Origin of the sequence: uncultured Azonexus sp. (genome assembly GCF_937982035.1) — a bacterium.
Classification (GTDB): Bacteria; Pseudomonadota; Gammaproteobacteria; order Burkholderiales; family Rhodocyclaceae; genus Azonexus.
On sequence record NZ_CALJNI010000017.1, the window covers coordinates 78,977 to 101,535 of the forward strand.

The window sequence follows — 22,559 nt, forward strand, 5'->3', positions numbered from 1 at the left end:
CCCTTATTTCTGACCGTCGGCAGTTGCCGTACCGGGTTTCCAGACATTGCCGATGGCGATCTTGGTGAGCTTCTTCTGGCGGCCGTAGATCAGGTTGATCATGGCGCGCGAAACGACGACGGCGGAGAAGATCGAGGTCAGGATGCCCAGGCAATGGACCACGGCAAAGCCGCGCACCGGGCCGGAGCCGAAGATGAGCAGGGCCAGGCCGGCGATCAGCGTGGTGATGTTGGAGTCGAGAATGGTCCCGAAGGCGCGTTCGTAACCTTCCGACAATGCCGCCTGGGGCGGCATGCCGGCGCGCAGTTCCTCGCGGATGCGCTCGTTGATCAGCACGTTGGCGTCGATGGCCATGCCCAGCGTCAGCGCGATGGCGGCGATACCCGGCAGGGTCAGCGTGGCCTGCAGCAAGGAGAGCAGGGCGACCAGCAGCAGCAGGTTGGTGGCCAGGGCGATCACCGAGACCAGACCGACGACCTGGTAGTAGGCGATCATGAACACGGCGATGGCCAGGAAGCCCCATAGCGTGGCGTTGAAGCCGCGCTCGATGTTTTCCTTGCCGAGCGACGGGCCGATGGTGCGTTCCTCGACGATGTCCATCGGCGCCGCCAGCGAGCCGGCGCGCAGCAGCAGGGCGACGTCGTTGGCCTCGGAGGTGGTCATGCGGCCGGAAATCTGCACGCGGCCGCCGCCGATTTCGGTACGGATGACCGGCGCGGTGACGACTTCGCCCTTACCCTTTTCGATCAGCAGGATGGCCATGCGCTTGCCGACGTTGTCGCGGGTGATGTCCTTGAAGATGCGGGAACCGGCCGAATCCAGCGTCAGGTGCACGGCCGGTTCGTTGGTCTGGCCGTCGAAGCCGGGTTGGGCGTCGGTCAGGCGGTCGCCGGTGAGGACGACCTGTTTCTTGACCAGCAGCGGCGAGCCGCCGCGTTCGGTATACAACTCGGTGCCGAAGGGGACGTTGCCGGCCAGGCCGGCTTCGAGCGCGCCGGGGCTGTCGTCGACCATGCGGATTTCCAGGGTCGCGGTACGGCCGAGGATGTCCTTGGCCTTGGCCGTGTCCTGGACGCCCGGCAACTGGACGACGATGCGGTCGGCACCCTGTTGCTGGATCACCGGTTCGGCGACGCCGAGTTCGTTGATCCGGTTGTGCAGGGTGTTGATGTTCTGCTTGATCGCGAATTCGGCGATCTTCTTTTCGGCTTCCGGCTTGAGCGTGGCGAGCAGGCGCAGGTCGTCGCCCTGGCCGGCTTCGGCCAGCGTCAGGTCGTTGCTGTTGTCGGCCAGGGTCTTGCTGGCGCGTTCGCGGGTTTCGGCGTCGCGGAACTTGATGACGATGCGGTCGCCTTCGCGGTTGATGCCGGCGTGGCGGATGTTCTTGTCGCGCAGCAGGCTGCGCAGGTCGGCGGCGGTCGAGTCGAGGCGCTTCTGCAGTGCGCCCGGCATGTCGACCTGGAGCAGGAAGTGCACGCCGCCGCGCAGGTCGAGACCGAGGTACATCGGCAGCGCGTTGAGCGAGGTCAGCCATTGCGGCGAGGCGGTCAGCAGGTTCAAGGCGATGACGTACTGCGGGTCGCTGCTGTCCGGGTTGAAGGCGCGCTCGATGGCGTCCTTGGCCTTCAACTGGGTGTCGGTGTCCTTGAAACGGGCCTTGACGCCGACATTGTCGAGCTGGATCCCGTCATGGCTGATGCCGGCAGCCTGGAGCACCTCTTCGACACGGGCCAGGGTGTTCGCATCGACCTTGAGCGTGACCTTGGCGCTGGAAACCTGGACGGCCGGCGATTCGCCGAAGAAATTGGGCAGGGTGTAGATGAAGCCGAAGACCAGCGCAATGGCGACGGTGACGTACTTCCAGAGAGGGTAACGATTCATGGCGGCTTTGAAGCGAAAAAGGCGGCCGCAGCCGCCCTTCGGGATGGATTACAGCGACTTCAGCGTACCCTTGGGCAGGGCGATGGCCACGGCGGGCTTCTGGATGACGACCTCGGTGCCTTCGGCGATTTCCAGGGTGACGTAGTTGTCGTCGACCTTGGTGATGCGACCGACCAGGCCGCCGCCGGTGACGACTTCGTCGCCCTTCTGCAGCGCAGCGATCAGCTGCTTGTGCTCCTTGGCCTTCTTCATCTGCGGGCGGATCATCAGGAACCACAGCACGACGAACATCAGGATCATCGGCAGCAGTTGCATGAAGCCGCCGGTCGGGTCGGCGGCGCCAGCGGTCTGGGCGTGGGCAAGACTAATCATTGGGAATGTCTCCGGATAACAAAAAATTCAGAACGGGGGATTCTAACACTGGCCAGACGTTCGGTCGCGGGCAAAGGCCGCTGACCATTCGTCCAGTTTTTCCGATTCGATGGCAGCGCGCATTTCGGCCATGATGGTTTGGTAAAAATGCAGGTTGTGGATGGTGTTGAGCATGCCACCGAGGATTTCGCCGTTGCGGAAGAGGTGGTGCAGATAGCTGCGCGTGAAGTTGGTGCAGGTGTAGCAGGTGCACGACGGGTCGAGCGGGCCGGTGTCGGCGCGGTAGCGGGCGTTCTTGATCTTGACGTCGCCGAAGCGGGTGAACAGGTGGCCGTTGCGCGCATTGCGGGTCGGCATCACGCAGTCGAACATGTCGATGCCGTGCTTGACCGAAAAGACCAGGTCTTCCGGCGTACCGACGCCCATCAGGTAGCGCGGTTTGTGCGTCGGCAGGCGCGGCGCCGTGTGCGCCAGGATGCGTGCCATGTCTTCCTTGGGTTCGCCGACCGACAGGCCGCCGATGGCCATGCCGTCGAAGCCGATGTCGCACAGGCCGGCCACCGATTCGTCGCGCAGGTCTTCGTACATGCCGCCCTGGACGATGCCGAACAGCGCGTTGGTGTTTTCCAGCTGGTCGTGCTCGTCGCGCGAGCGTTTGGCCCAGCGCATCGACATGCGCATCGACTTGGCCGCTTCCTCGCGGCTGGCCGGGTAGGGCGTGCATTCGTCGAAGATCATGACGATGTCGGAATTGAGCACCTTCTGGATCTGCATCGAGATTTCCGGCGACAGGAAGAGCTTGGCGCCGTCGTGCGGCGAGCTGAACTTGACGCCTTCCTCGCTGATCTTGCGCAGCGCCCCGAGCGAGAACACCTGGAAGCCGCCAGAGTCGGTCAGGATTGGCTTCTGCCAGTTCATGAAGTCGTGCAGGCCGTTATGCGCCTTGACCACTTCAAGCCCCGGGCGCAGCCACAGGTGGAAGGTGTTGCCCAGACAGATCTGCGCGCCGATGTCGTTGAGGCTCTGCGGCGTCATCGCCTTGACCGTGCCGTAGGTACCGACCGGCATGAAGACGGGCGTCTGGACGACGCCGTGGGCCAGCGTCAGGGTGCCGCGGCGGGCAGCGCCGTCGGTCTTGAGGAGTTCAAACTGCATCGGAGCGTTCCAGGAGCATGGCATCGCCATAGCTGAAGAAGCGGTAACGTTCGCCGACCGCGTGCGCGTAGGCGGCGCGGATCGCTTCGTAACCGGCGAAGGCCGAGACGAGCATCATCAGCGTCGATTTCGGCAGGTGGAAATTGGTGATCAGCCGGTCGACCACCTGAAAGCGGTAGCCGGGGGTGATGAAGATGTCGGTTTCACCGCTGCCGGCGACGACCGTGCCATCGGCCTCGCCGGCCGATTCGAGGGTGCGCAGGCTGGTCGTGCCGACGGCGATGACGCGTCCGCCGGCCGCCCGCGTCGCGGCGATGGCGGCAGCGGTTTCCGGCGTCACTTCGTAGCGTTCGCTGTGCATGCGGTGATCGGCGATTTTCTCGACGCGCACGGGCCGGTAGGTGCCGGCGCCGACGTGCAGGGTGACGAAGGCGGTGCCGATCCCCTGGGCGCGCAGTGTTTCGAGCATGGCCTCGTCGAAGTGCAGGCCGGCGGTCGGCGCGGCGACGGCGCCCGGTTCGCGGGCATAAACCGTCTGGTAGCGCGCTTCGTCGGCCGATTCGGCCGGATGCTCGATATACGGCGGCAGGGGCAGGGCGCCATACTGCTCGGCGACTGCCCAGAAATCGTCGTGATCCAGCAGTTCGAGCGCGAACAGGTCGTCTTCCTTGCCGGCGCGGCCGGTCATGCGGACCGTGAAGGCATCGGCCAGGCGCAGCAGGCAGCCGGGCTTGGGCGCCTTGCTGGCGCGGATCTGGCAGATCGCGTGTTGCGCATCGACGATGCGCTCGAGCATGATCTCGACCTGACCGCCGGTTTCCTTGATGCCGAAGAAGCGCGCCTTGATCACCTTGGTGTCGTTGAACACCAGCAGGTCGCCCTGGCGCAGCAGGCCGGGCAGCTCGGCGAAGCGACGGTCCGCGTGCTGCATGCCGGCAACGTGCAGCAGGCGGCTGCCGGTACGTTCCGGGGCCGGGTGCTGGGCGATCAGTTCGGGCGGGAGATGAAAGTCGAAGTCGTCGACGGTGTACGTCATGCTCATCCCGGAATCATTCGTCGCTGCTGTGGTGTTTGCCGGCCAGCTTGTCCATCACCGCGAACAGTACGCCGGAGACGACGAAGGTCATGTGCAGGCCCACTTTCCAGGCGAGCTGGTCGTTGGTGTAATTCTCGACGTGCATGAAGGCCTTGAGCAGTTCGATCCCGGAAATGGCGACGATCGAGCCGATCAGTTTCATCTTCAGATCGGAGAAACCGACATGGCCCATCCAGCTTGGCCGGTCTTCGGTGTCGCCGGTGTTGATCTTGGAGACGAAATTCTCATAGCCGGCAAAGATGATGATGATCAGCAGGTTGGCGATCATCACCACGTCGATCAGGGTCAGGATGCCGATGATCACGTCGCTGCCTTCGGCGGTCAGCACGGTCGGGGCGAAACTGAAGAATTCCTTGACGAACTTGATCAGCAGAATGACGATCGCGAAGATCAGCCCCAGGTAGAAGGGTGCCAGCAGCCAGCGGCTGTTGAACATCAGAAGTTCGAGTTTGTGTTCGAGGGATTTCATGGAAATGTGGTCCGCGAGTGGGAGGCGGCATATTGTGCAGTGCGACAACCGAGAAATCCAGTCGATTGGCGTGCGGCGATGGCCTGGGCAACGGGGCGGGTGCCGGGAGATGGCCGGCGGCTTGGTGATTTCGCGTCTATTGTCCGGTTTTTCCGAAGTGACAATGGGGCATTGCCTGAGGCAATATCGGCCTCCTTACCAACAACGAGAGCCCGGTTACCGGGCTTGACCATGGAAATATTCCTACTGCTTGCCCTGATTCTCCTCAATGGCGCTTTCGCCATGTCCGAAATTGCCCTGGTCACCGCCCGCCGGGCACGTCTGGCCAAACTGGCCGAAGAGGGCGACGGCGCTGCCGCCGTCGCGATCAAGCTGGGCGACGATCCCAACCGCTTCCTGTCCACGATACAGATCGGCATTACCTCGATCGGCATCCTCAACGGTATCGTCGGTGAAGCCGCGCTGGCCGGGCCATTGGCCCTGTGGTTGCAATCCTTCGGGGTCGAGCAGGGGATCAGCGAGATTGGTGCCACCGTACTCGTGGTCCTGGTCATCACCTATGTCTCCATTGTGGTCGGCGAACTGGTTCCCAAGCGGATCGGCCAGATCAATCCGGAGGGCATCGCCCGCCTGGTCGCCCGTCCGATGAACCTGCTGGCCGTGATTTCCCGGCCCTTCGTCCGTTTGCTGTCGAGTTCGACCATGCTCCTGCTGGGACTGATGGGACAGCGCGAAACCAAGGGGCCGAGCGTGACCGAAGAGGAAATCCACGCCATGCTGGTCGAGGGTTCCGAAGCCGGGGTCATCGAAAAGAACGAACACGCCATGGTGCGCAACGTGTTCCGCCTCGACGAACGGCAGATTTCCTCGCTGATGGTGCCGCGTTCGGAAATCGTCTGGCTCGATGTCGAGCACAGCATGGAACAGAACCTCGCCGTGATCACGGAATCCGAACATGCCCGTTTCCCGGTCTGTCGTGGCGGGCTGGAGAACATACTCGGCGTGCTCAACGCGCGCCAGCTACTCGGCAAAACGCTGCGCGGCAGCGAGGCCAGCCTCAGCGAAAAACTGCAGCCGGCCGTCTATGTGCCGGAATCGCTGACCGGGATGGAGTTGCTCGAACAGTTCCGCTCTTCGGGCACCCAGGTGGTGTTCGTGGTCGATGAATACGGCGAGATCCAGGGCATGGTGACGCTGCAGGATCTGGTCGAGTCGGTGACCGGCGAGTTCGTCCCGAAAAACAAGGAAGATGCCTGGGCGATCCAGCGCGACGATGGCTCCTGGTTGCTCGACGGCCTGATTCCCCTGCTGGAACTGAAGGATACGCTGAGCATGAAAACCGTGCCGGAAGAAGAGAAGGGGCGCTACCACACGCTCTCCGGCATGGTGATGCTGCTGCTCGGACGCCTGCCGGTAACCGGCGACAAGGCTTTCTGGGAGGGCTGGTCGTTCGAGGTCGTCGATCTGGACGGCAAGCGCATCGACAAGGTACTGGCGGCACGTTTGCCCGATGAACTGGGCGATCCGCTCGAGATGTCGGCGGCCGAAGCCCCCACGGCACGCTCGCAGGACTGAACGATGCGGGACACTTCCCCGGCGGTGACGGCCTTCACACCGATCCATTTCTTTCGGGCGCGCTGGCACGGTCAGGTGTCGCACCGCCGTCTGTTCTACTGGGACATGCTGGGCGTGGCAACGTTGCTCAACGCCGCGCTGGCCCTGGTGTCGCTGATCCTGCTGGCCAAGGGCTGGGACGGCTCGGTCTGGCTGCTGCTGCACGCCGTGCTGGTGCCCTACAACATCTTCCTGCTGGCCAGCCTGTGGCGGCATGTGAACGCGCCGGCACTGTTCCGCGTGATCGGTACGGGCTGGTTCGGCATGACCTTGCTGGTATAGGTCCGGCAGATATTTTCCCGCCGGGCGGTAGACGCAAAAAAGCCGAAAATCCGAGCAGGATTTCCGGCTTTTTTGCTTGTATCTGGTGCCCCGAGCCAGACTCGAACTGGCACGCCTTTCGGCGGCGGATTTTGAATCCGCTGCGTCTACCGATTCCGCCATCGGGGCGAATGGAGCGCGGATTATCCCCGAATCACTTCTTCGGTTCAAGCACTTCCGGGCAGGGGAAGGCTTTGGCCAGGGCGCCGGCGACCAGGGTGGCGGTGGTCACCGTGGTGTCGGGCGGTACGCGTTCGACGTGGATGACGACGGCACGGACCAGGCGCAGCGAGAGATCGGCGTCGTTGGGCAGGCAGAAGGCGTTGATGCGGACGCCGATCTTGCCGGCAAGGAAGTCGCCGACTGCGTAACCGTCGGCGAAACCGGCGACATAGGAAATGCAGCGGTTGCTGCGGATGGCGAAGAAGGGGTCGGTATTTTTCTCGCCGGCGTAAAGGCGTTCCGCGCTGCGACAGTCCTCCAGCATTTCCTGGGCGGTGTAGGCGTGGGCGTGGCCGGCAAACAGCGCGGCGCAGAGGATGAGCAGTCTGATCATCGGGATTCGAACCAGGAAAGGGTGTCGTGGAGGCCGACGACGCTGCCGACGACGATCAGCGCGGGCGGCTTGATGCCGGCCTCGACGATGCGTTGCGGCAGCTGGCCGAGCGTGGACAGCAGGGTTTGCTGATCGGGCAGCGTGCCGCGGCGGATGATGGCGGCCGGCGTGCTGGCCGGCAGGCCGTGGGCGATCATCTGCCGGCAGATTTCCGGGGCGCCGCCGACGCCCATGTAGAAGACGACGGTCTGGCCGGGGCGGGCCAGCGCCGGCCAGTCGAGATCGATACTGTGATCCTTCAGGTGGCCGGTGACGAAAGTCACCGACTGGGCGTGGTCGCGGTGCGTCAGCGGAAAGCCGGCGTAGGCGGCGCAGCCGGCGGCGGCGGTGACGCCGGGGACGACCTCGAAACCGATGCCGGCGGCGTGCAGGACTTCAAGCTCCTCACCGCCGCGACCGAAGATGAAGGGGTCGCCGCCCTTGAGCCTGACCACATCCAGTCCTTCGCGGGCCAGATCGACCAGGAGCTGATTGATCTCTTCCTGCTTCAGCGTGTGTTTCGCCGCCTTCTTGCCGACATAGACCAGGCGGGCCGAGGCCGGAAAGAGCGCGCGCACGCCTTCGCCGACCAGGTGGTCGTAGACGATGGCGTCGGCGCTGCCGATCAGGCGGGCGGCTTTCAAGGTCAGCAGGTCGGGATCACCGGGACCGGCGCCGACCAGCCAGACCTTGCCGGCGGCAGAGCGCGTGCCTTCAGTCATCCGCCCGGCTTTCCGCAATACGCCGGGTAATGTGCGCGAGCGCTTCCTCGACCTGGTCGATCAGGATCAGGCACAGATCGCCGGCTTGCAGGCGGGCGAGTGCCGTGTCGATGGCGAGGAATTCGCCGGTAATCTCGTCGATGTGACTGACGCGGGGGGCGTTGGTCAGGCCGCTGCGCAGCAGCGCGATGACCTCGCCGTCGGCACGGCCGCGCTGGCAGGCATCCTGGTAGAGGATGACGTCGTCGAAGGCCTGGCCGAGGATTTCGGTCTGTTGCCGGATATCCTCGTCGCGCCGGTCGCCGGCACCGCTGATGACGACCGCACGGCGCTTGGCCGGCATGGCTTCGACGGCCTTGACCAGTGCCAGCATGGCATCCGGGTTGTGACCATAGTCGGCGATCAGCGTCGCTCCGCGGTAGTCGAAAACGTTGAAGCGTCCGGGGGCAGTCGATGCGTCGCTGACGAAACCGCCGACGGCTTGTTCGATCGTCGCCCAGTCATAGCCCAGCGCCCAGGCGGTGGCGATGGCAGCCATCACGTTCTCGACCTGGAAACCGATGCTGCCGTTGCGGGTCAGCGGGACGCGCGCCAGGGGGATGCGGTGTTTGCGCCGGCCTTCGCCGCAGACGATGTCGCCCTGGTCCACGTAGAGCACGCGTTTGCCCTGGGCGCGGTGTGCGGCCAGGACCGGGGTTGCCGGATCGAGGGCGAAGAAGGTGACCTGGCCCGGGCAGTGCTGGGCCATGGCGGCGACCACCGGGTCGGCCGCATTGAGCACGGCGGTGCCGCTGGGGGCGACATTCTGGACGATGACGCGCTTGATCACCGCGAGGTCATGCACGGTAGTGATGTAGTTGAGGCCGAGGTGATCGCCCAGGCCGATGTTGGTGACCACGGCGACGTCGCACATGTCGAAGCCCAGCCCTTCGCGCAGCAGGCCGCCGCGCGCCGTTTCGAGCACGGCGGCATCGACGTCGGGATGGGCGAGCACGTTGCGGGCGCTGCGCGGACCGGAGCAGTCGCCGGTATCGATGCGCCGGTTCTGCACGTAGATGCCGTCGGTGCTGGTCATGCCGACGCGCAGGCCGTTTTCCTCGAAGATGCGGCCGATCAGGCGGCTGGTCGTGGTCTTGCCGTTGGTGCCGGTGACCGCGACGACGGGAATACGTCCGTTATCGCCATCGGGATACATCATGCCGACGATGGCCTCGCCGACCGCCCGGCCCTTGCCGAACGACGGGTCGAGGTGCATGCGCAGGCCGGGGGCGGCATTGACTTCGACGATACCGCCACCCTGTTCCTCCAGCGGCTTGAGCATGGTGTCGCAGACGACGTCGATGCCGGCGATGTCGAGGCCGACCGTCTGGGCGGCGGCGACGGCAGCGGCGGCGAGTTCCGGATGGACGTCGTCGGTGACGTCGGTGGCGGTGCCGCCAGTCGACAGGTTGGCGTTGTTGCGCAGCACGACGCGCACGCCGCGCTCGGGAATCGAGTCGGCGGAATAGCCCTGCTCGGCCAGGCGGGCCAGCGCGATCTCGTCGAAGCGGATCTTGGTCAGCGAGGTGGCGTGGCCGTCGGAACGACGCGGATCGCTGTTGACGATGTCCACCAGTTCGCGGACGGTGTGCGTGCCGTCGCCGACGACCAGCGGCGGATCGCGGCGGGCGGCGGCGATCAGTTTGTCGCCGATGACCAGCAGGCGCCAGTCGTGGCCGGGCAGGTACTTCTCGACCATGATGTCGTCGAAGAAACCGACGGCGACCCGGTAAGCGTGGCGTACCTGTTCCTCGGTGGTCAGGTTCACCGAGATGCCTTTGCCCTGGTTGCCGTCCTGCGGCTTGACCACGACCGGTAGGCCGATTTCCAGTGCGGCCTTCCAGGCATCGTCCTCGTCGTCGACCGGGCGGCCGGTCGGGACGGCGACGCCGGCAGCGTGCAGCAACTGCTTGGTCAGTTCCTTGTCCTGCGCGATGGCTTCGGCGATGGCGCTGGTGTGGCTGGTTTCGGCCGCCTGGATGCGCTTCTGCTTGCTGCCCCAGCCGAACTGGACCAGGCTGCCCTGGGTCAGGCGGCGGTAGGGAATGCCGCGGGCGACGGCAGCGGCGACGATGGCCCCGGTCGAGGGGCCGAGGCGGATGTCCTCGTCGAGGTCGCGCAATTCCTTGAGGGTGCCGTCGAGATCGAAGGGCGTGTCGTCGAGTGCCGCCCGGCACAACTGCTCGGCGCGTTCGAAAGCGAGCCGGCCGACGTCTTCCTCGGTGTATTCGACGACGACCTGGTAGACGCCCGGGTCAACGGTCTTGGCGGTGCGGCTGAAGGTGACCGGGCAACCCGCTTGCGCCTGCAGGCCGAGGGCGGCGAATTCGAGGGCGTGGGCCATCGAGACGGTATCGAGATGGTCGGTCGGGATCAGTTCGGCCAGTTCCGGGAAGCGGGCACGCAGGCGCGCCTCGAAACCGGGCAGGTCGGCGATGGCACATTCGGCGCCATGACAGCTGACGATGGCCTGGATGGCGGTGTGGCGGCTCCACAGGTTGGGGCCGCGCAGGGCACGGATACGGGAAACGTCCATGGTGGTCTTGTGTTCCGAGCGTTAGTTACGGCCGGCGCCGGCGGGCTTGCGGGCGCGGCGGGGCAGCAGGGCGAAAGGGTCGGCCAGTTCGAGGCCGTAGGTCTTGATGCCGGTGACGATGACGTCCTGGGTCAGGCCGAGCGCCCAGCCGGCGGCAACGGCGGCGAGCACGTTGGCGATGGTTTCCGGGCGCTTGGCCTTGCCGATCGCCGGTACGTCGCCGAGCCGGCACAGGCGGATTTCGTCCTGACCGGTACCGAGGTAGATCCGGCTCTCGCTGACGTAAACGCCGCGCTTGCCGGCCTGCAGGTGGGCATCGAGCGCCGGGCAGTCGGGATCGGTGGCGAACAGGATGACCTCGCCGTCGCACAGTTCGGCGAAGTCGGCGGCTTGCGGGTCGCAGGCGTTGAGCACGGCGTAGCCGGACTTGAGGACGACGTCGACCTGGGTGCGGTAAGTCGAGCGCCAGGTCGTGTAGTACTCGCCGCCGGTCGGCTGGATGTCCCATTGCGACAGGTCTTCGACCGCCGGCAGGACGTTGGTGACGACACCGACCGAACAGCGGTCGTAGGCCAGGCCTTCACCGAGGATGACCTTGCCGCCGTTCTCGATCACCGCTGCCTCGACGGCGCGGTTGAGCAGCAGCCGGCGGGCGCCGGTCCAGTTGGCGGCGTCGCGCTTCTGCACCTGGCGGCGGCCAAGGTAGAGGCCGTCGCTACAGGCCAGGCCGACGTGCTTGCCGGACAGGTGGAGCATGTGGGCAACCAGGCGGGCGACCGGCGTCTTGCCGCGCGAGCCGGAAATGCCGACGACCGGGATGCGGCCGCTTTCGCTTGCGGCGAACAGGTTGTCGACAATCGCCTGGCCGACCGGGCGCGGCTTGCCGATGCCGGGTTTGATGTGCATCAGCAGGCTGGGGCCGGCGTTGACCTCGACGATGGCGCCGCCCTGTTCGGCGAGCGGCTTCGAGACGTCCTGGCAGACCAGGTCGATGCCGGCGATGTCGAGGCCGACCACGCGGGCGGCCAGCGCGGCGACGGCGGCGGTCTCGGGATGGACGTCGTCGGTGCAGTCGAAGGCGTGGTTGGCGTTGCGCTGGATCAGCACTTCGCGGCCGGCGGCCGGGACGCTGTCGCCGGTCAGGCCCTGGCGTTCGAGTTCGATCTTGGCGGCGGTGTCGATGCGGATGATCGACAGCGGGTGGAGTTCGGTTTCGCCGCGGCGCGGGTCGGTGTTGATCTGGCTGTCGATCAGCTGCTGGACGGTGGACTTGCCGTCGCCGCTGACCGTGATCAGGTCGCTGCGGTTGGCGGCGACGAGCTTGCCGCCAACGATCAGCAGGCGGTGCTCGATGCCCTGGATCGAGCGTTCGACGAGGACGCCGGAGCCTTCCTCGGCGGCAATCGGGTAAGCCTTGCGCACCGCTTCCGGGGTCACCAGGTCGATGAATACGCCGCGCCCGTGGTTGCCGTCGGTCGGTTTGACGACGACCGGGTAGCCGATGTCTTCGGCGGCGTCGACGGCATCGTCGGCGCTATCGACTTCGCGGCCTTCGGGGACCGGCACGCCGACCGAGGAAATCAGATCCTTGGTCAGGTCCTTGTCGCGCGAGATGGTCTCGGCGATGGCGCTGGTGGCGTCGGTCTCGGCCGTCCAGATGCGACGCATCGCGGCGCCGTAGCCGAGCTGGACCAGGTTGCCGTCGTCGAGCAGGCGGATGTGCGGGATCTTGCGCGCCTCGGCGGCGTTGACGATGGCTGCGGTCGACGGGCCGAGGTACTTGCGGTCGACCTTGCGCCGCAGCACCTTGATCGCCGCGTCGAGGTCGAAGGCTTCGTCGTTGATTGCCGCAAGCAGCAGTTCGCGGCCGGTGTCGAGCGCCAGGCGGGTGCATTCGCCGTGGAAGTCGCTGACGATCAGCTTGTAGACGCCGCGCGTGGTCGTCTCGCGGGTGCGGCCGAAACCGTCGGGCAGGCCGGCCAGGCTCATCAGTTCGAGCGTGATGTGCTCAAGGATGTGCCCGGCCCAGGTGCCCTCCTGCAGGCGGCGCAGGAAACCGCCGCGCTCGTCGTAATTGCAGCGGTGTTCGACCAGCCCGGGCAGCCAGGCGGCGAGGCGTTCGTAGAGGCCGGGAATCTTGTTCGACGGGAGGTCTTCGAGTTCGCCGATGTCGATCCAGGTTTCCAGGCTGGGCGGATAGGTCCAGATGCTGGGTCCGCGCAGGGAAAACTGTTTCAGGAAGATGATGTCTTGTTTCTTCATGGAGTGGGCTGTTGCCGGCTGGGAAGGATGTGTTGTGTCCGAATGCGATTATTAACGTTTTTGCCGTTCAGCGGCTGACCGTTGGTAAAAAGTGTTACCCGCTGCTACCGGGCGTTACATCGTAGCCACTAGAGGAAGCGGTCGAGCAGCTTGCGACTGTGCCGGTCGAGCCGGCTGAGGTCGCGCACCAGGTACTGGATGCCGTTGCCGTCGGCGATCAGCAGCCGGGTCGCCGACAGGCGCCGGATGTCCTCTTCGCCCTTGAGCACCAGTGCGGTTTCGCCGCGGTCGGTGCGGACCTGCCAGGTGCTCGGGCAGGCGAAGCTGGACACCGACAGCAGCTGGGCGATCTCGGGCACGAATTCGCGGCTGGCAAGTTCTTCCTCGACCAGCTCGCGGGTCGCCGCCGGCAGGTCGGCGAGGCGGTCGGCCCAGCCGATCTCGTGGCCTTCGGCGCTGAGGATGGAGATGCCGTCGTCGGGGGCGGCGATCGGAAAGGCGCGGACCGGGGTGACGGCCTCGTGGCGGTCGCCGTTTTCGGCGTGGAAGACCAGACGACCGAAAGCGTCGCGGGTCAGCGTGAAGTTTGCCTGGCTCATCGCGGTTTCCTCAGACGGTGGCGGTTTTCGGCAGGTCCGGGGCAGCCGGTTCTGGCGCCTCGGTGTCGACGTTGCGAAGTTGCGCCATGTACAGCTTGTGGTAGTGGCCTTCGGCCGCCATCAGCGCGTCGTGGTTGCCGACCTCGACGATGCGGCCGCGATCCATGACCACCAGCCGGTCCGCCTTGCGCAGCGTGCTCAGGCGGTGAGCGATGGCGATCGTGGTGCGGCCCTTGACCAGATTGTCGAGCGCCTTCTGGATTTCCTTCTCGGTTTCTGTATCGACCGCGGAGGTTGCTTCGTCGAGGATCAGGATCTTCGGGTCGATGAGCAGCGCGCGGGCGATCGAGATGCGCTGGCGCTCGCCGCCGGACAGGCCCTGGCCGCGCTCGCCGACCAGCGAGTCGTAGCCGTGCGGCAGGCGCAGGATGAATTCGTGGGCGTGGGCGGCGCGGGCGGCGGCAACGATTTCCTCGCGCGTCGCGTCGGGCTTGCCGTAGGCGATGTTGTCGGCGATGGTGCCGAAGAACAGGAAGGGTTCCTGCAGGACCAGGCCGATGTGGCTGCGGAATTCGGCGACCGGCACCGAGCGCACGTCGACGCCGTCGATCAGCATCTGGCCCTCGGTGACGTCGTAGAAGCGGCAGATCAGGTTGACCAGCGTCGACTTGCCGGAGCCGGAATGACCGACCAGGCCGATCATCTCGCCCGGTTCGATGACCAGGTCGACATCCTTGGTGACGGCGCGGGTGCCGTAGCGGAAGCAGGCCTGCTTGAGTTCGATGCGGCCGGTGACTTTTTCCAGATGCACCGGGTTGGTCGGCTCGGGCACGCTGGAAACATGGTCGAGGATGTCGAAGATGCGCTTGGTGCTCGAGGCGGCGCGCTGGGTCGCCGAGACGATGCGGCTCATCGAGTCGAGGCGGGTGTAGAAGCGGCCGATGTAGGCGAGGAAGGCGGTCAGCGTACCCACCGTCGAATCGCCGTGGGCGATCTGCCAGATACCGAAGACCCAGACGACGAGCAGGCCGACCTCGGTGAGCAGCGTCACCGTGGGGGTGAACAGCGACCAGGTGCGGTTGAGCTTGTCGTTCATCTGCAGGTTGTGCTCGTTGGCGGCACGGAAGCGCTCGCCCTCGCGCTTTTCCTGGGCAAAGGCCTTGACCACGCGGATGCCGGGGATGGTATCGGCGAGCACGTTGGTGACTTCGGCCCAGACGCGGTCGATCTTCTCGAAGCCGGTGCGCAGCTTCTCCCGGACGAAGTGGATCAGCCAGGCGATGACCGGCAGCGGCAGCAGCGTGACCAGCGCCAGCCAGGGGTTGATCGAGAACAGGATGACGGCGGTCATCGTGATCATCAGCACGTCGGTGGCGAAGTTGAGCAGGTCGAGCGAGAGGAAGATGTTGATGCGGTCGGTCTCGTTGCCGATGCGCGCCATCAGGTCGCCGGTGCGCTTGCCGCCGAAGTATTCGAGCGACAGGCCGAGCAGGTGGTCGTAGGTCTGGGTGCGCAGGTCGCGGCCCATGCGCTCGGAGACCAGCGACAGGATGTAGGTGCGGATCCAGCCCAGCCCCCAGGCGACGATGGCCGCGCCGAGCAGCCCGCCGAGGTACATGGCGACCAGGTTCCAGTCGATCGGCTGGCCGTTCTGGAACGGGATCAGCACGTTGTCCATCAGCGGCATCGTCAGGTAGGGCGGCACCAGCTGCGCCGCGGTCGAGGCCAGGGTCAGCACGAAACCGAGGAGGAGCTGCCAGCGGTAGGGCCGGGCGAAACGCCACAGGCGGAACAAGGTCCAGGTCGACGGGGCGACCGTCGCTTCACGATTGCAGATCGGGCATTCCTCGGCACCCGGCGGCAGCGGCGTCTTGCACTTCGGGCAGCTTTCGGCCTCCGGGCGTTGCGGCGGCTGGCCGCAGACCAGGCTGTCGCGGTGCAGGTCGAATTCGTCGATCAGGCGCAGCGCCGCCAGGTTGCCGGCCAGCGTGTAGCGCCAGCAGGCGAGGCGACCGCTGGCGTCGAGCAGTTCGAGCGTGCCGACGCCGGCGTGGTCGTGGTGGTCGAGGCGCAGGCCGGCGGCGAGCGGCCATTCGCGGAAGTGGCCGTCGGCATCGACGGCGATCAGGCGCCGGTCGGTGACGGCGATCAGGCCGCGGGCAAAGCGCAGGCGGCCGTCGAGGTCGGTTTCCAGCCAGGCGGCCAGGGTTTCGGTGGCGGCGATTCGGTTTCCGATCGTTGCCGCCCAGGGCTCGGGGAGTGTCGCGGGGGCGGCGGGAACGGAGATTTCGGCGTGCTGCATCAGGGTCTCGTAGGGGCGAGGAGTGGGCTTTAACGTGTCGGCGGGCGGACGGTTGACCGTCGCCTGCCGTAAAATCGCGACTTTAATTCCTTGTCCGGTCGACGTGGCGAAAATCGTGATGTTCAACAAGCCTTACGGCGTACTCAGTCAGTTTACGCCTGAAGGACGCTGGCGTGGGCTCGGCGAGTTCATTTCGCTGAAGGATGTCTACGTCGCCGGCCGCCTCGATGCCGACAGCGAGGGGCTGTTGCTGCTCACCGACGACGGGCGCCTGCAGGCGCGTATCGCCGATCCCAAACACAAGCTGGTCAAGACCTACTGGGCGCAGGTCGAGGGCGAGCCGGCGGAAGTCGATCTTGACCGTCTGCGCGCCGGCATCCGCTTGTCCGACTTTACTGCGCAACCGGCGCAGGTGCGTCGTATCGACGAACCGCCCGGGCTGTGGTTGCGCGATCCGCCGATCCGTTACCGGGCGGCGATTCCCACATCATGGCTTGAAATCCGCATCGCCGAAGGCAAGAACCGCCAGGTGCGGCGGATGGGCGCGGCCATCGGTTATCCTGTGCTGCGCCTGGTGCGGGCGGCCATCGGCAGGCTGTCGGTCGACGGTCTGGCGCCGGGCGAATGGCGTTTAATGGAAGGAAACATCAATGATCTGCGTGCGTGAATCGCGCCTGGCCGGGCGCTGCCTGGGTCTCGTGCTGGCCATCGGCCTGAGTCTGACGGCGGTGGCCCAGGAAGCCATGCCGGTGATCGAACTGAGCGCCGGCTTCCATCGCATTGAAGCCGAAGTGGCGGCGCAGGACCGGCATCGCCAGGTCGGCCTGATGCATCGCCCGACCATGTCGGCGCAGCGCGGCATGCTGTTCGTCTTTCCGCAGGCCAATACGCACTGCATGTGGATGCGCAATACCTATATCCCGTTGTCGGTCGCCTTCCTGGACGAGGAAGGGCGGATCATCAACATCGAGGACATGACGCCGCACAGCGAGGACAACCACTGTGCCCGGCGACCGGCGCGTTATGCGCTGGAAATGAATCGCGGCTGGTTCGCGCAACGCGGTATCGCGCCGGGCAGCAAGCTGCGCGGTCTGGAACGCGCGCCGGCGCCGCATTGATGCGCCCGGATTGGTTTTCCCGATTGCCCGCCCATGCGCCGGCGGGGAACTTGCGCCGCTGGCTGACCGAGCCGGATTCGCTGACCGCACGTTGTCAGCGTCATTGCCGGCAATTCAGGGTGCGCGTGGTGTTTCAGGGGCGATGCCGGCCACTGGCCGACGAAGCGGTGCGGGCGCTATTGCCGGTGCGCGAGGTGTTGCTCGAGTGCGACGGCGTGCCGGTGATTTTCGCTCACAGTGTCCTGTCGACGACACGCAGCGGGCGCCTGGGGCGCTGGTTTGCGCAGCTGGGGAGCCGTTCGCTGGGTTCGTTGCTGTTTACCCATCCGGGTTTCCGGCGCGGGCCGATCGAATTCCTGCGGATCGACCGTCATCATCCGCTGCATCGGCGGGTTGCTGCCTTGGTCGGTGATGCGCCGGCCTTCTGGGCGCGGCGCTCACGGCATGTGCTGGGCAGCGGCAGCGTGCTGGTGACCGAAGTCTTCCTGCCGACGATTATTTCTCTTCGCCATCCTGTGGCGGTTTCTGCGGGCGGAAACTGATCCGGCGCTGCAGGAAACCCGGCAGGTTCATCGGGTGGGCCTGACGGCTCAAGGCAAATCCCAGGAAGAACTTGCACCAGATGGTCGATCCGGCGATGGCCATCCAGGTATCGTAATCGAGTTCGCCGGCCAGTACGCCGGCAATGGTGGCGACGGTGATGCTGCCGGCAACCAGGTTGAGGACGGCCTCGTAAGGCGCCCATTTCTCCGGATTGGGCGGCGGTTCGCCGTGCTTGAGCGCAACTTCCGAGAAATCCTTGTTGATGGCGATGCGCCAGGCTCGGCGCAACCAGAAGAAGGAAATGGGAAAGAGTGCCAGGAAAAGAATCCAGGTCATTGCGATGTGGACATTGAAAGCCATTTGAACCTCGGTACTTCACGAGCCGGCAACAAGCCGGTTCGACAATAAAAAACCCCGCAGACATCGCCTACGGGGTTTTCGAATCTCCCGCCCGATGTCCGGACGGGAGAGCTTACCTCAATACTGCTTAGTGTGCGCCATCAACAGCCTTGGCGCCGCGCGGGATACGCACGTTTTCAACCATGGCCTGGATGTGCTCCGGCGGTTCCTTGGTCATCTTGTCGACGATGAAGGCAACCAGGAAGTTGACCAGCGCGCCGATGGCACCAATGGCTTCCGGCGTGATGCCGAAGAAGCTGTTCGGGCCGCCGATCATATCGACGAACTCGGTGCCCTTGATGAAGAAGATACCCTTGTGTGCGAACACGTAGATCAGGGTGAAGGCCAGACCAGCCAGCATACCGGCGATGGCGCCTTCCTTGTTCATCTTCTTGGAGAAGATACCCATCATGATGGCGGGGAACAGGGAGGAGGCGGCAATACCGAAGGCCAGGGCAACCGTACCGGCAGCGAAGCCCGGGGGGTTGAGGCCGAGGTAACCGGCGATGACGATGGCGACAGCCATGGAGATCTTGCCGGCGCGCAGTTCGCCTTGCTCGGAGATGTTCGGCATGAACACACCCTTGACCAGGTCATGCGACACGGCAGCGGAGATCGCCATCAGCAGACCGGCAGCGGTCGACAGAGCGGCAGCCAGACCACCGGCAGCAACCAGAGCGATAACCCAGTTCGGCAGCAGCGCGATTTCCGGGTTGGCCAGCACGATGATGTCGGCGTTGACCGTCAGCTCGTTACCCTTCCAGCCAGCAGCTTCGGCCTTGGCCTTGGCAGCTTCGTTCTTGGTCTTGTCGTTGTAGTACTGGATGCGACCGTCGCCGTTCTTGTCTTCGAACTTCAGCAGGCCGGTCTTTTCCCAGCGCTTCATCCATTCCGGACGCTGTTCGTAGACCAGGGAAGCTTCGGGAGCATAGACGTCGGCGTTGGCCTTGATGACTTCCGGATTGACCTTCAGCGAGCCGTCAGCAGCCGTTTCCAGGCCAACCGCAGTGTTCACCGTGGCGTGCAGGTTCATCTTGGCCATCGCGGCAACGGCCGGGGCGGTCGTGTACAGCAGGGCGATGAAGATCAGCGCCCAGCCGGCGGACGAACGGGCGTCAGAAACCTTGGCCACCGTGAAGAATCGCATGATGACGTGCGGCAGACCGGCGGTACCGATCATCAGCGACATCGTGTACACGAACATGTTCAGGGTGGAGCCCGGAACCGAGGTCGTGTATTGGTTGAAGCCGAGGTCGGTGACAACCTGGTCGAGCTTGGTCAGCAGCGAGATGTCGGTGCCGGAGATCGACGCGCCCAGACCCAGTTGCGGGATCGGGTTGCCGGTCAGCTGCAGCGAGATGAACACAGCCGGAACCGTGTAGGCCAGGATCAGCACGATGTACTGGGCGACCTGGGTGTAGGTGATGCCCTTCATGCCGCCGAACACGGCGTAGGCGAACACGATACCCATACCGATGTAGATACCCATTTCGCTGGAAACGCCCAGGAAGCGGGAGAAGGCCACACCGACGCCGGTCATCTGACCGATGATGTAGGTGATCGAGGCCACCAGCAGGCAGACCACGGCCACCGTGGAAGCGGTTTGCGAGTAGAAACGGTCGCCGATGAACTGGGGCACCGTGAACTTGCCGAACTTCCGGAGGTACGGAGCCAGCAGCATGGCCAGCAGAACGTAGCCGCCGGTCCAGCCCATCAGGAACAGGCCGCCGCCGTAACCCATGTTGGCGATCAGACCGGCCATCGAGATGAACGAGGCTGCGGACATCCAGTCGGCGGCAGTTGCCATACCGTTGGTGATCGGGTGAACGCTACCGCCGGCAGCGTAGAACTCGGACGTGCTACCGGCACGTGCCCAGATCGCGATCCCGATGTACAGCGCAAAAGACGCGCCGACCACCAGGTAAGTGATAGTTTGCAGATCCATGTGATCTCCTTATTCTTCGTGCACGTCGAACTTGCGGTCGAGGTCGCCCATTGCCTTGGCGTAGTAGAAAATCAAGGCAATGAAGATGTAGATCGAACCCTGGTGGGCAAACCAGAAGCCCAGCGGGTAACCCCCGAGTGAAATGCCGTTCAGTGCCGGGGCAAACAGAATGCCGGCTAAGAACGAGCACACGAACCAGATCGCCAGGATCTTGCCCAGCAGACCGAGCGTGGCTGACCAATAGGCCTTGCCTTGATCGTCCATTGTTATCTCCTCCAGAAAATTTAAAGGGACGGGCTGTGCTTCCACAGCACCGCCACGGTCCGTAGTTTGGTTACAGAAACTTACAGTTTGCTGACAGGCGTTTGATAAAGCGTAATTCGTTGCATGAAATATTTCGGGCAAGAAAAAAGGGAGCGCCAGGCTCCCTTGTCGATGGCCGCGAACGGCCGTCCATTCAGTTTCAGGCGGCGAAATTGGCTTCGGCGAACGACCAGTTGACCAGGTTGTTCAGGAAGGTTTCGACGAACTTCGGACGCAGGTTGCGGTAGTCGATGTAGTAGGCGTGCTCCCAGACGTCGACGCAGAGCAGGGCCTTGTCGCCGGTGGTCAGCGGGGTGCCGGCGGCGCCCATGTTGACGATGTCGAGGGAACCGTCGGCCTTCTTGACCAGCCAGGTCCAGCCGGAACCGAAGTTGCCGACGGCGGAAGCCTGGAAGGCTGCCTTGAAGGCGTCCAGCGAACCCCACTTGGCGTCAATGGCGGCCGCCAGGGCACCGCTCGGGGCGCCGCCGCCGTTCGGCTTCATGCAGTTCCAGAAGAAGGTGTGGTTCCAGACCTGGGCGGCGTTGTTGTAGATGCCGCCGGCCGGCGCCTTCTTGACGATGGCTTCGAGGTCGAGGGCTTCGTATTCGGTGCCCTTGATCAGGTTGTTCAGGTTAACCACGTAGGCATTGTGGTGCTTGCTGTAGTGGTAGTCGAAGGTCTCGGCCGACATGTGCGGGGCCAGGGCGTCCTTGGCGTACGGCAGGGCGGGCAGTTGATGTTCCATTGTTTTCTCCGTTGTGTTTGAGGGGTAAAGCAGAATTCTAGTCAGCTTGCGATGGTGCCACAATCTGCGTCACGGCGGCAGCGAGGCGGCCGTTTGCCAGCCGGATGTCCAGGTTGTCGCCGGTACTGACCGACGTGCCGTCGCGCAGGGCGCGGCCGTCCGGGCCGGTGACCAGCGCGTAGCCTCGCGACAGCACGGCAAGCGGATCGAGTTGCTTCAGACTGCCATTCAGGGCATTAAGTTTCATCTGCCGGCGCGTGGATTGCCACTGGCCGGCCTGTTGCAGGCGCCGCGCGAGCTCGCGGATGGCCTGGCGCTGTCGCTCGATGCGCTCGGCCGGATGGACCAGTCGGCTGCGCAGCCAGTCGAGTGCCTGCTGGCGGTCGGCCAGACGGCGCTGGCCGAGTTGCTGCAGGCGTTGCTGCTGCCGGGCGAGCAGGGCGAGCAACTGCTGGCGTTCCGGCGCGGCCTGTTCGGCGGCGGCGGTGGGTGTGGCGGCCCGATGGTCGGCGGCAAAATCGGCAATGGTGAAGTCGGTTTCGTGACCGACGCCGCTGATCACCGGCAGGCGACTGGCGACGATGGCGCGGGCGACGCATTCCTCGTTGAAGGCCCACAGGTCCTCGATGCTGCCACCGCCGCGACAGAGGATGATGGCGGCGCAGTCGCTGGCCGCGGCTGCGGCCAGCGCGGCGGCAATGCGCGGGCCGGCGCCGTCGCCCTGGACCGGGGTGGGGAACAGGCTGATGGCGACATGCGGCGCCCGCCGGTGCAGGGTGCTGAGCACGTCGCGCAGGGCCGCGGCCTGCGGGCTGGTGACGATGGCCAGGCGCTGCGGGAAGCTTGGCAGCGGGCGCTTGCGGCCGGGATCGAACAGGCCTTCGGCCTCCAGTTGCGCCTTGAGCCGCAGGAAGCGCTCGAACAGGTCGCCCTGGCCGGCGCGGCGGATGGCTTCGATGTTCAGCTGGAATTCGCCGCGCGGTTCGTAGAACGAGACCAGCGCCCGGGCCTCGACCTTCTGGCCGTTCTCCAGCCGCCAGCCGAGCGTTTGTGCGCGGCTGCGCCACATCACGCAACGCACCTGGGCGCCGGCATCCTTGAGCGAGAAATAGACGTGTCCGGAGGCGGCGTAAGTCAGGTTGGAAATTTCGCCGCCGACCCAACTCAGGGGAAAGGCGGACTCCAGGCAGTCGCGCACCAGACGGTTGAGCGTACTGACGCTGAGGACGGAGTTATTGACAGGGAGAGCGGTGTCGGGCATGGGCGGATTCTACCCGGGCTTTGTCGATGTCGATAGACGCTTGACATTTCGGAATGGGCTCAAGTGTTTGATATTTAATGACTTTAATTTGATGCCTCGTTTTTTGGCAGGGTAAGGGAAATCCTTGTTTTTTGCGGGTTTGCGGCCAGTGGGCACAGTTCTTCCACAGACTTATCCACAGCTTCTGGGGATAAGCGCCGGCAGGCCCGGGAATTCGTCAGGCTTGCCCCGGGGGCGACGGGGAGGCAGAATTGCGGACTGAATTCTCCTCAAGGACAA

Annotated in this window: 21 protein-coding genes and 1 tRNA gene; 5 read left to right on the plus strand and 17 right to left on the minus strand. The window is 64.9% G+C overall.

The window, feature by feature from the left end:
* Positions 1-3: 3 nt before the first annotated feature.
* From secD to Q0799_RS12435, 5 genes are read right to left on the minus strand one after another with little or no spacing between them, the layout of a single operon-like run.
* Positions 4-1,881, minus strand: a complete 1,878-nt coding sequence (secD, locus tag Q0799_RS12415; RefSeq protein WP_298398787.1) for a protein translocase subunit SecD — start codon at positions 1,879-1,881, stop codon at positions 4-6.
* Positions 1,882-1,929: 48 nt separating this feature from the next.
* A complete protein-coding gene (gene yajC / locus Q0799_RS12420; protein ID WP_298398789.1) occupies positions 1,930-2,253 on the minus strand; it encodes a preprotein translocase subunit YajC in 324 nt (107 codons plus the stop codon).
* 42 nt (positions 2,254-2,295) lie between these two features.
* Positions 2,296-3,408, minus strand: a complete 1,113-nt coding sequence (gene tgt, locus Q0799_RS12425; protein WP_298398791.1) for a tRNA guanosine(34) transglycosylase Tgt — start codon at positions 3,406-3,408, stop codon at positions 2,296-2,298.
* A complete protein-coding gene (gene queA / locus Q0799_RS12430; protein WP_298398964.1) occupies positions 3,398-4,444 on the minus strand; it encodes a tRNA preQ1(34) S-adenosylmethionine ribosyltransferase-isomerase QueA in 1,047 nt (348 codons plus the stop codon). The genes tgt and queA overlap by 11 nt, the downstream gene beginning before the upstream one ends.
* Before the next feature lie 13 nt (positions 4,445-4,457).
* On the minus strand, positions 4,458-4,973 hold the full coding sequence (locus Q0799_RS12435; protein ID WP_298398793.1) for a TIGR00645 family protein: 516 nt from the start codon (positions 4,971-4,973) through the stop codon (positions 4,458-4,460).
* Between the two features lie 231 nt (positions 4,974-5,204).
* On the opposite strand from Q0799_RS12435, the gene Q0799_RS12440 reads away from it, so the two are divergent.
* Together Q0799_RS12440 and Q0799_RS12445 are read left to right on the plus strand one after the other, a co-directional pair.
* A complete protein-coding gene (locus tag Q0799_RS12440) occupies positions 5,205-6,548 on the plus strand; it encodes a hemolysin family protein (protein ID WP_298398795.1) in 1,344 nt (447 codons plus the stop codon).
* 3 nt (positions 6,549-6,551) lie between these two features.
* A complete protein-coding gene (locus Q0799_RS12445; RefSeq protein WP_298398797.1) occupies positions 6,552-6,869 on the plus strand; it encodes a hypothetical protein in 318 nt (105 codons plus the stop codon).
* Between the two features lie 83 nt (positions 6,870-6,952).
* On the opposite strand, the gene Q0799_RS12450 is transcribed toward Q0799_RS12445, so the two are convergent.
* From Q0799_RS12450 to Q0799_RS12480, 7 genes are all read right to left on the minus strand, one after another.
* A tRNA-Leu gene (locus tag Q0799_RS12450) sits at positions 6,953-7,037 on the minus strand.
* A 25-nt stretch (positions 7,038-7,062) separates the two neighbouring features.
* A complete protein-coding gene (locus Q0799_RS12455) occupies positions 7,063-7,464 on the minus strand; it encodes a Rap1a/Tai family immunity protein (protein WP_298398799.1) in 402 nt (133 codons plus the stop codon).
* Positions 7,461-8,225, minus strand: a complete 765-nt coding sequence (gene cobA / locus Q0799_RS12460; RefSeq protein ID WP_298398801.1) for a uroporphyrinogen-III C-methyltransferase — start codon at positions 8,223-8,225, stop codon at positions 7,461-7,463. The genes Q0799_RS12455 and cobA overlap by 4 nt, the downstream gene beginning before the upstream one ends.
* Positions 8,218-10,800 (minus strand): cyanophycin synthetase, encoded by a 2,583-nt coding sequence (cphA, locus tag Q0799_RS12465; RefSeq protein WP_298398803.1) that lies wholly within the window; start codon positions 10,798-10,800, stop codon positions 8,218-8,220. Before cphA (Q0799_RS12465) ends, cobA begins: the two co-directional genes overlap by 8 nt.
* Before the next feature lie 21 nt (positions 10,801-10,821).
* On the minus strand, positions 10,822-13,062 hold the full coding sequence (cphA, locus tag Q0799_RS12470) for a cyanophycin synthetase (protein WP_298398805.1): 2,241 nt from the start codon (positions 13,060-13,062) through the stop codon (positions 10,822-10,824).
* 128 nt (positions 13,063-13,190) lie between these two features.
* Complete coding sequence (locus Q0799_RS12475) at positions 13,191-13,661, minus strand: DUF1854 domain-containing protein (RefSeq protein ID WP_298398807.1); 471 nt, start codon at positions 13,659-13,661, stop codon at positions 13,191-13,193.
* A 10-nt stretch (positions 13,662-13,671) separates the two neighbouring features.
* Positions 13,672-15,963: an ABC transporter ATP-binding protein gene (locus Q0799_RS12480; protein WP_298398809.1), complete on the minus strand. Its 2,292-nt coding sequence runs from the start codon at positions 15,961-15,963 to the stop codon at positions 13,672-13,674.
* Positions 15,964-16,081: 118 nt separating this feature from the next.
* Between Q0799_RS12480 and Q0799_RS12485 the strand changes: the two genes are divergently transcribed.
* From Q0799_RS12485 to Q0799_RS12495, 3 genes are read left to right on the plus strand one after another with little or no spacing between them, the layout of a single operon-like run.
* Entirely contained in the window at positions 16,082-16,630 is a 549-nt protein-coding gene (locus Q0799_RS12485) for a pseudouridine synthase (protein WP_298398812.1), read from the plus strand.
* On the plus strand, positions 16,614-17,081 hold the full coding sequence (locus tag Q0799_RS12490; RefSeq protein WP_298398814.1) for a DUF192 domain-containing protein: 468 nt from the start codon (positions 16,614-16,616) through the stop codon (positions 17,079-17,081). The genes Q0799_RS12485 and Q0799_RS12490 overlap by 17 nt, the downstream gene beginning before the upstream one ends.
* A complete protein-coding gene (locus Q0799_RS12495) occupies positions 17,081-17,623 on the plus strand; it encodes a chorismate lyase (RefSeq protein WP_298398815.1) in 543 nt (180 codons plus the stop codon). Before Q0799_RS12490 ends, Q0799_RS12495 begins: the two co-directional genes overlap by 1 nt.
* On the opposite strand, the gene Q0799_RS12500 is transcribed toward Q0799_RS12495, so the two are convergent.
* The 5 genes from Q0799_RS12500 to xseA form a co-directional block, all read right to left on the minus strand.
* Positions 17,577-17,984: a hypothetical protein gene (locus Q0799_RS12500; RefSeq protein ID WP_298398817.1), complete on the minus strand. Its 408-nt coding sequence runs from the start codon at positions 17,982-17,984 to the stop codon at positions 17,577-17,579. The genes Q0799_RS12495 and Q0799_RS12500 overlap by 47 nt on opposite strands.
* Before the next feature lie 127 nt (positions 17,985-18,111).
* Positions 18,112-19,968: a sodium:solute symporter family protein gene (locus tag Q0799_RS12505; RefSeq protein WP_298398819.1), complete on the minus strand. Its 1,857-nt coding sequence runs from the start codon at positions 19,966-19,968 to the stop codon at positions 18,112-18,114.
* A 9-nt stretch (positions 19,969-19,977) separates the two neighbouring features.
* The gene (locus Q0799_RS12510) at positions 19,978-20,232 is read right to left on the minus strand and encodes a DUF4212 domain-containing protein (protein WP_298398821.1); all 255 of its coding nucleotides are present in this window, start codon (positions 20,230-20,232) and stop codon (positions 19,978-19,980) included.
* Between the two features lie 199 nt (positions 20,233-20,431).
* A complete protein-coding gene (locus Q0799_RS12515; protein WP_298398823.1) occupies positions 20,432-21,019 on the minus strand; it encodes a Fe-Mn family superoxide dismutase in 588 nt (195 codons plus the stop codon).
* 37 nt (positions 21,020-21,056) lie between these two features.
* Positions 21,057-22,280 carry an exodeoxyribonuclease VII large subunit gene (xseA, locus tag Q0799_RS12520; RefSeq protein WP_298398825.1) on the minus strand — a complete coding sequence of 408 codons (1,224 nt, stop codon included), beginning with the start codon at positions 22,278-22,280 and terminating at the stop codon, positions 21,057-21,059.
* Between the last annotated feature and the right edge of the window lie 279 nt (positions 22,281-22,559).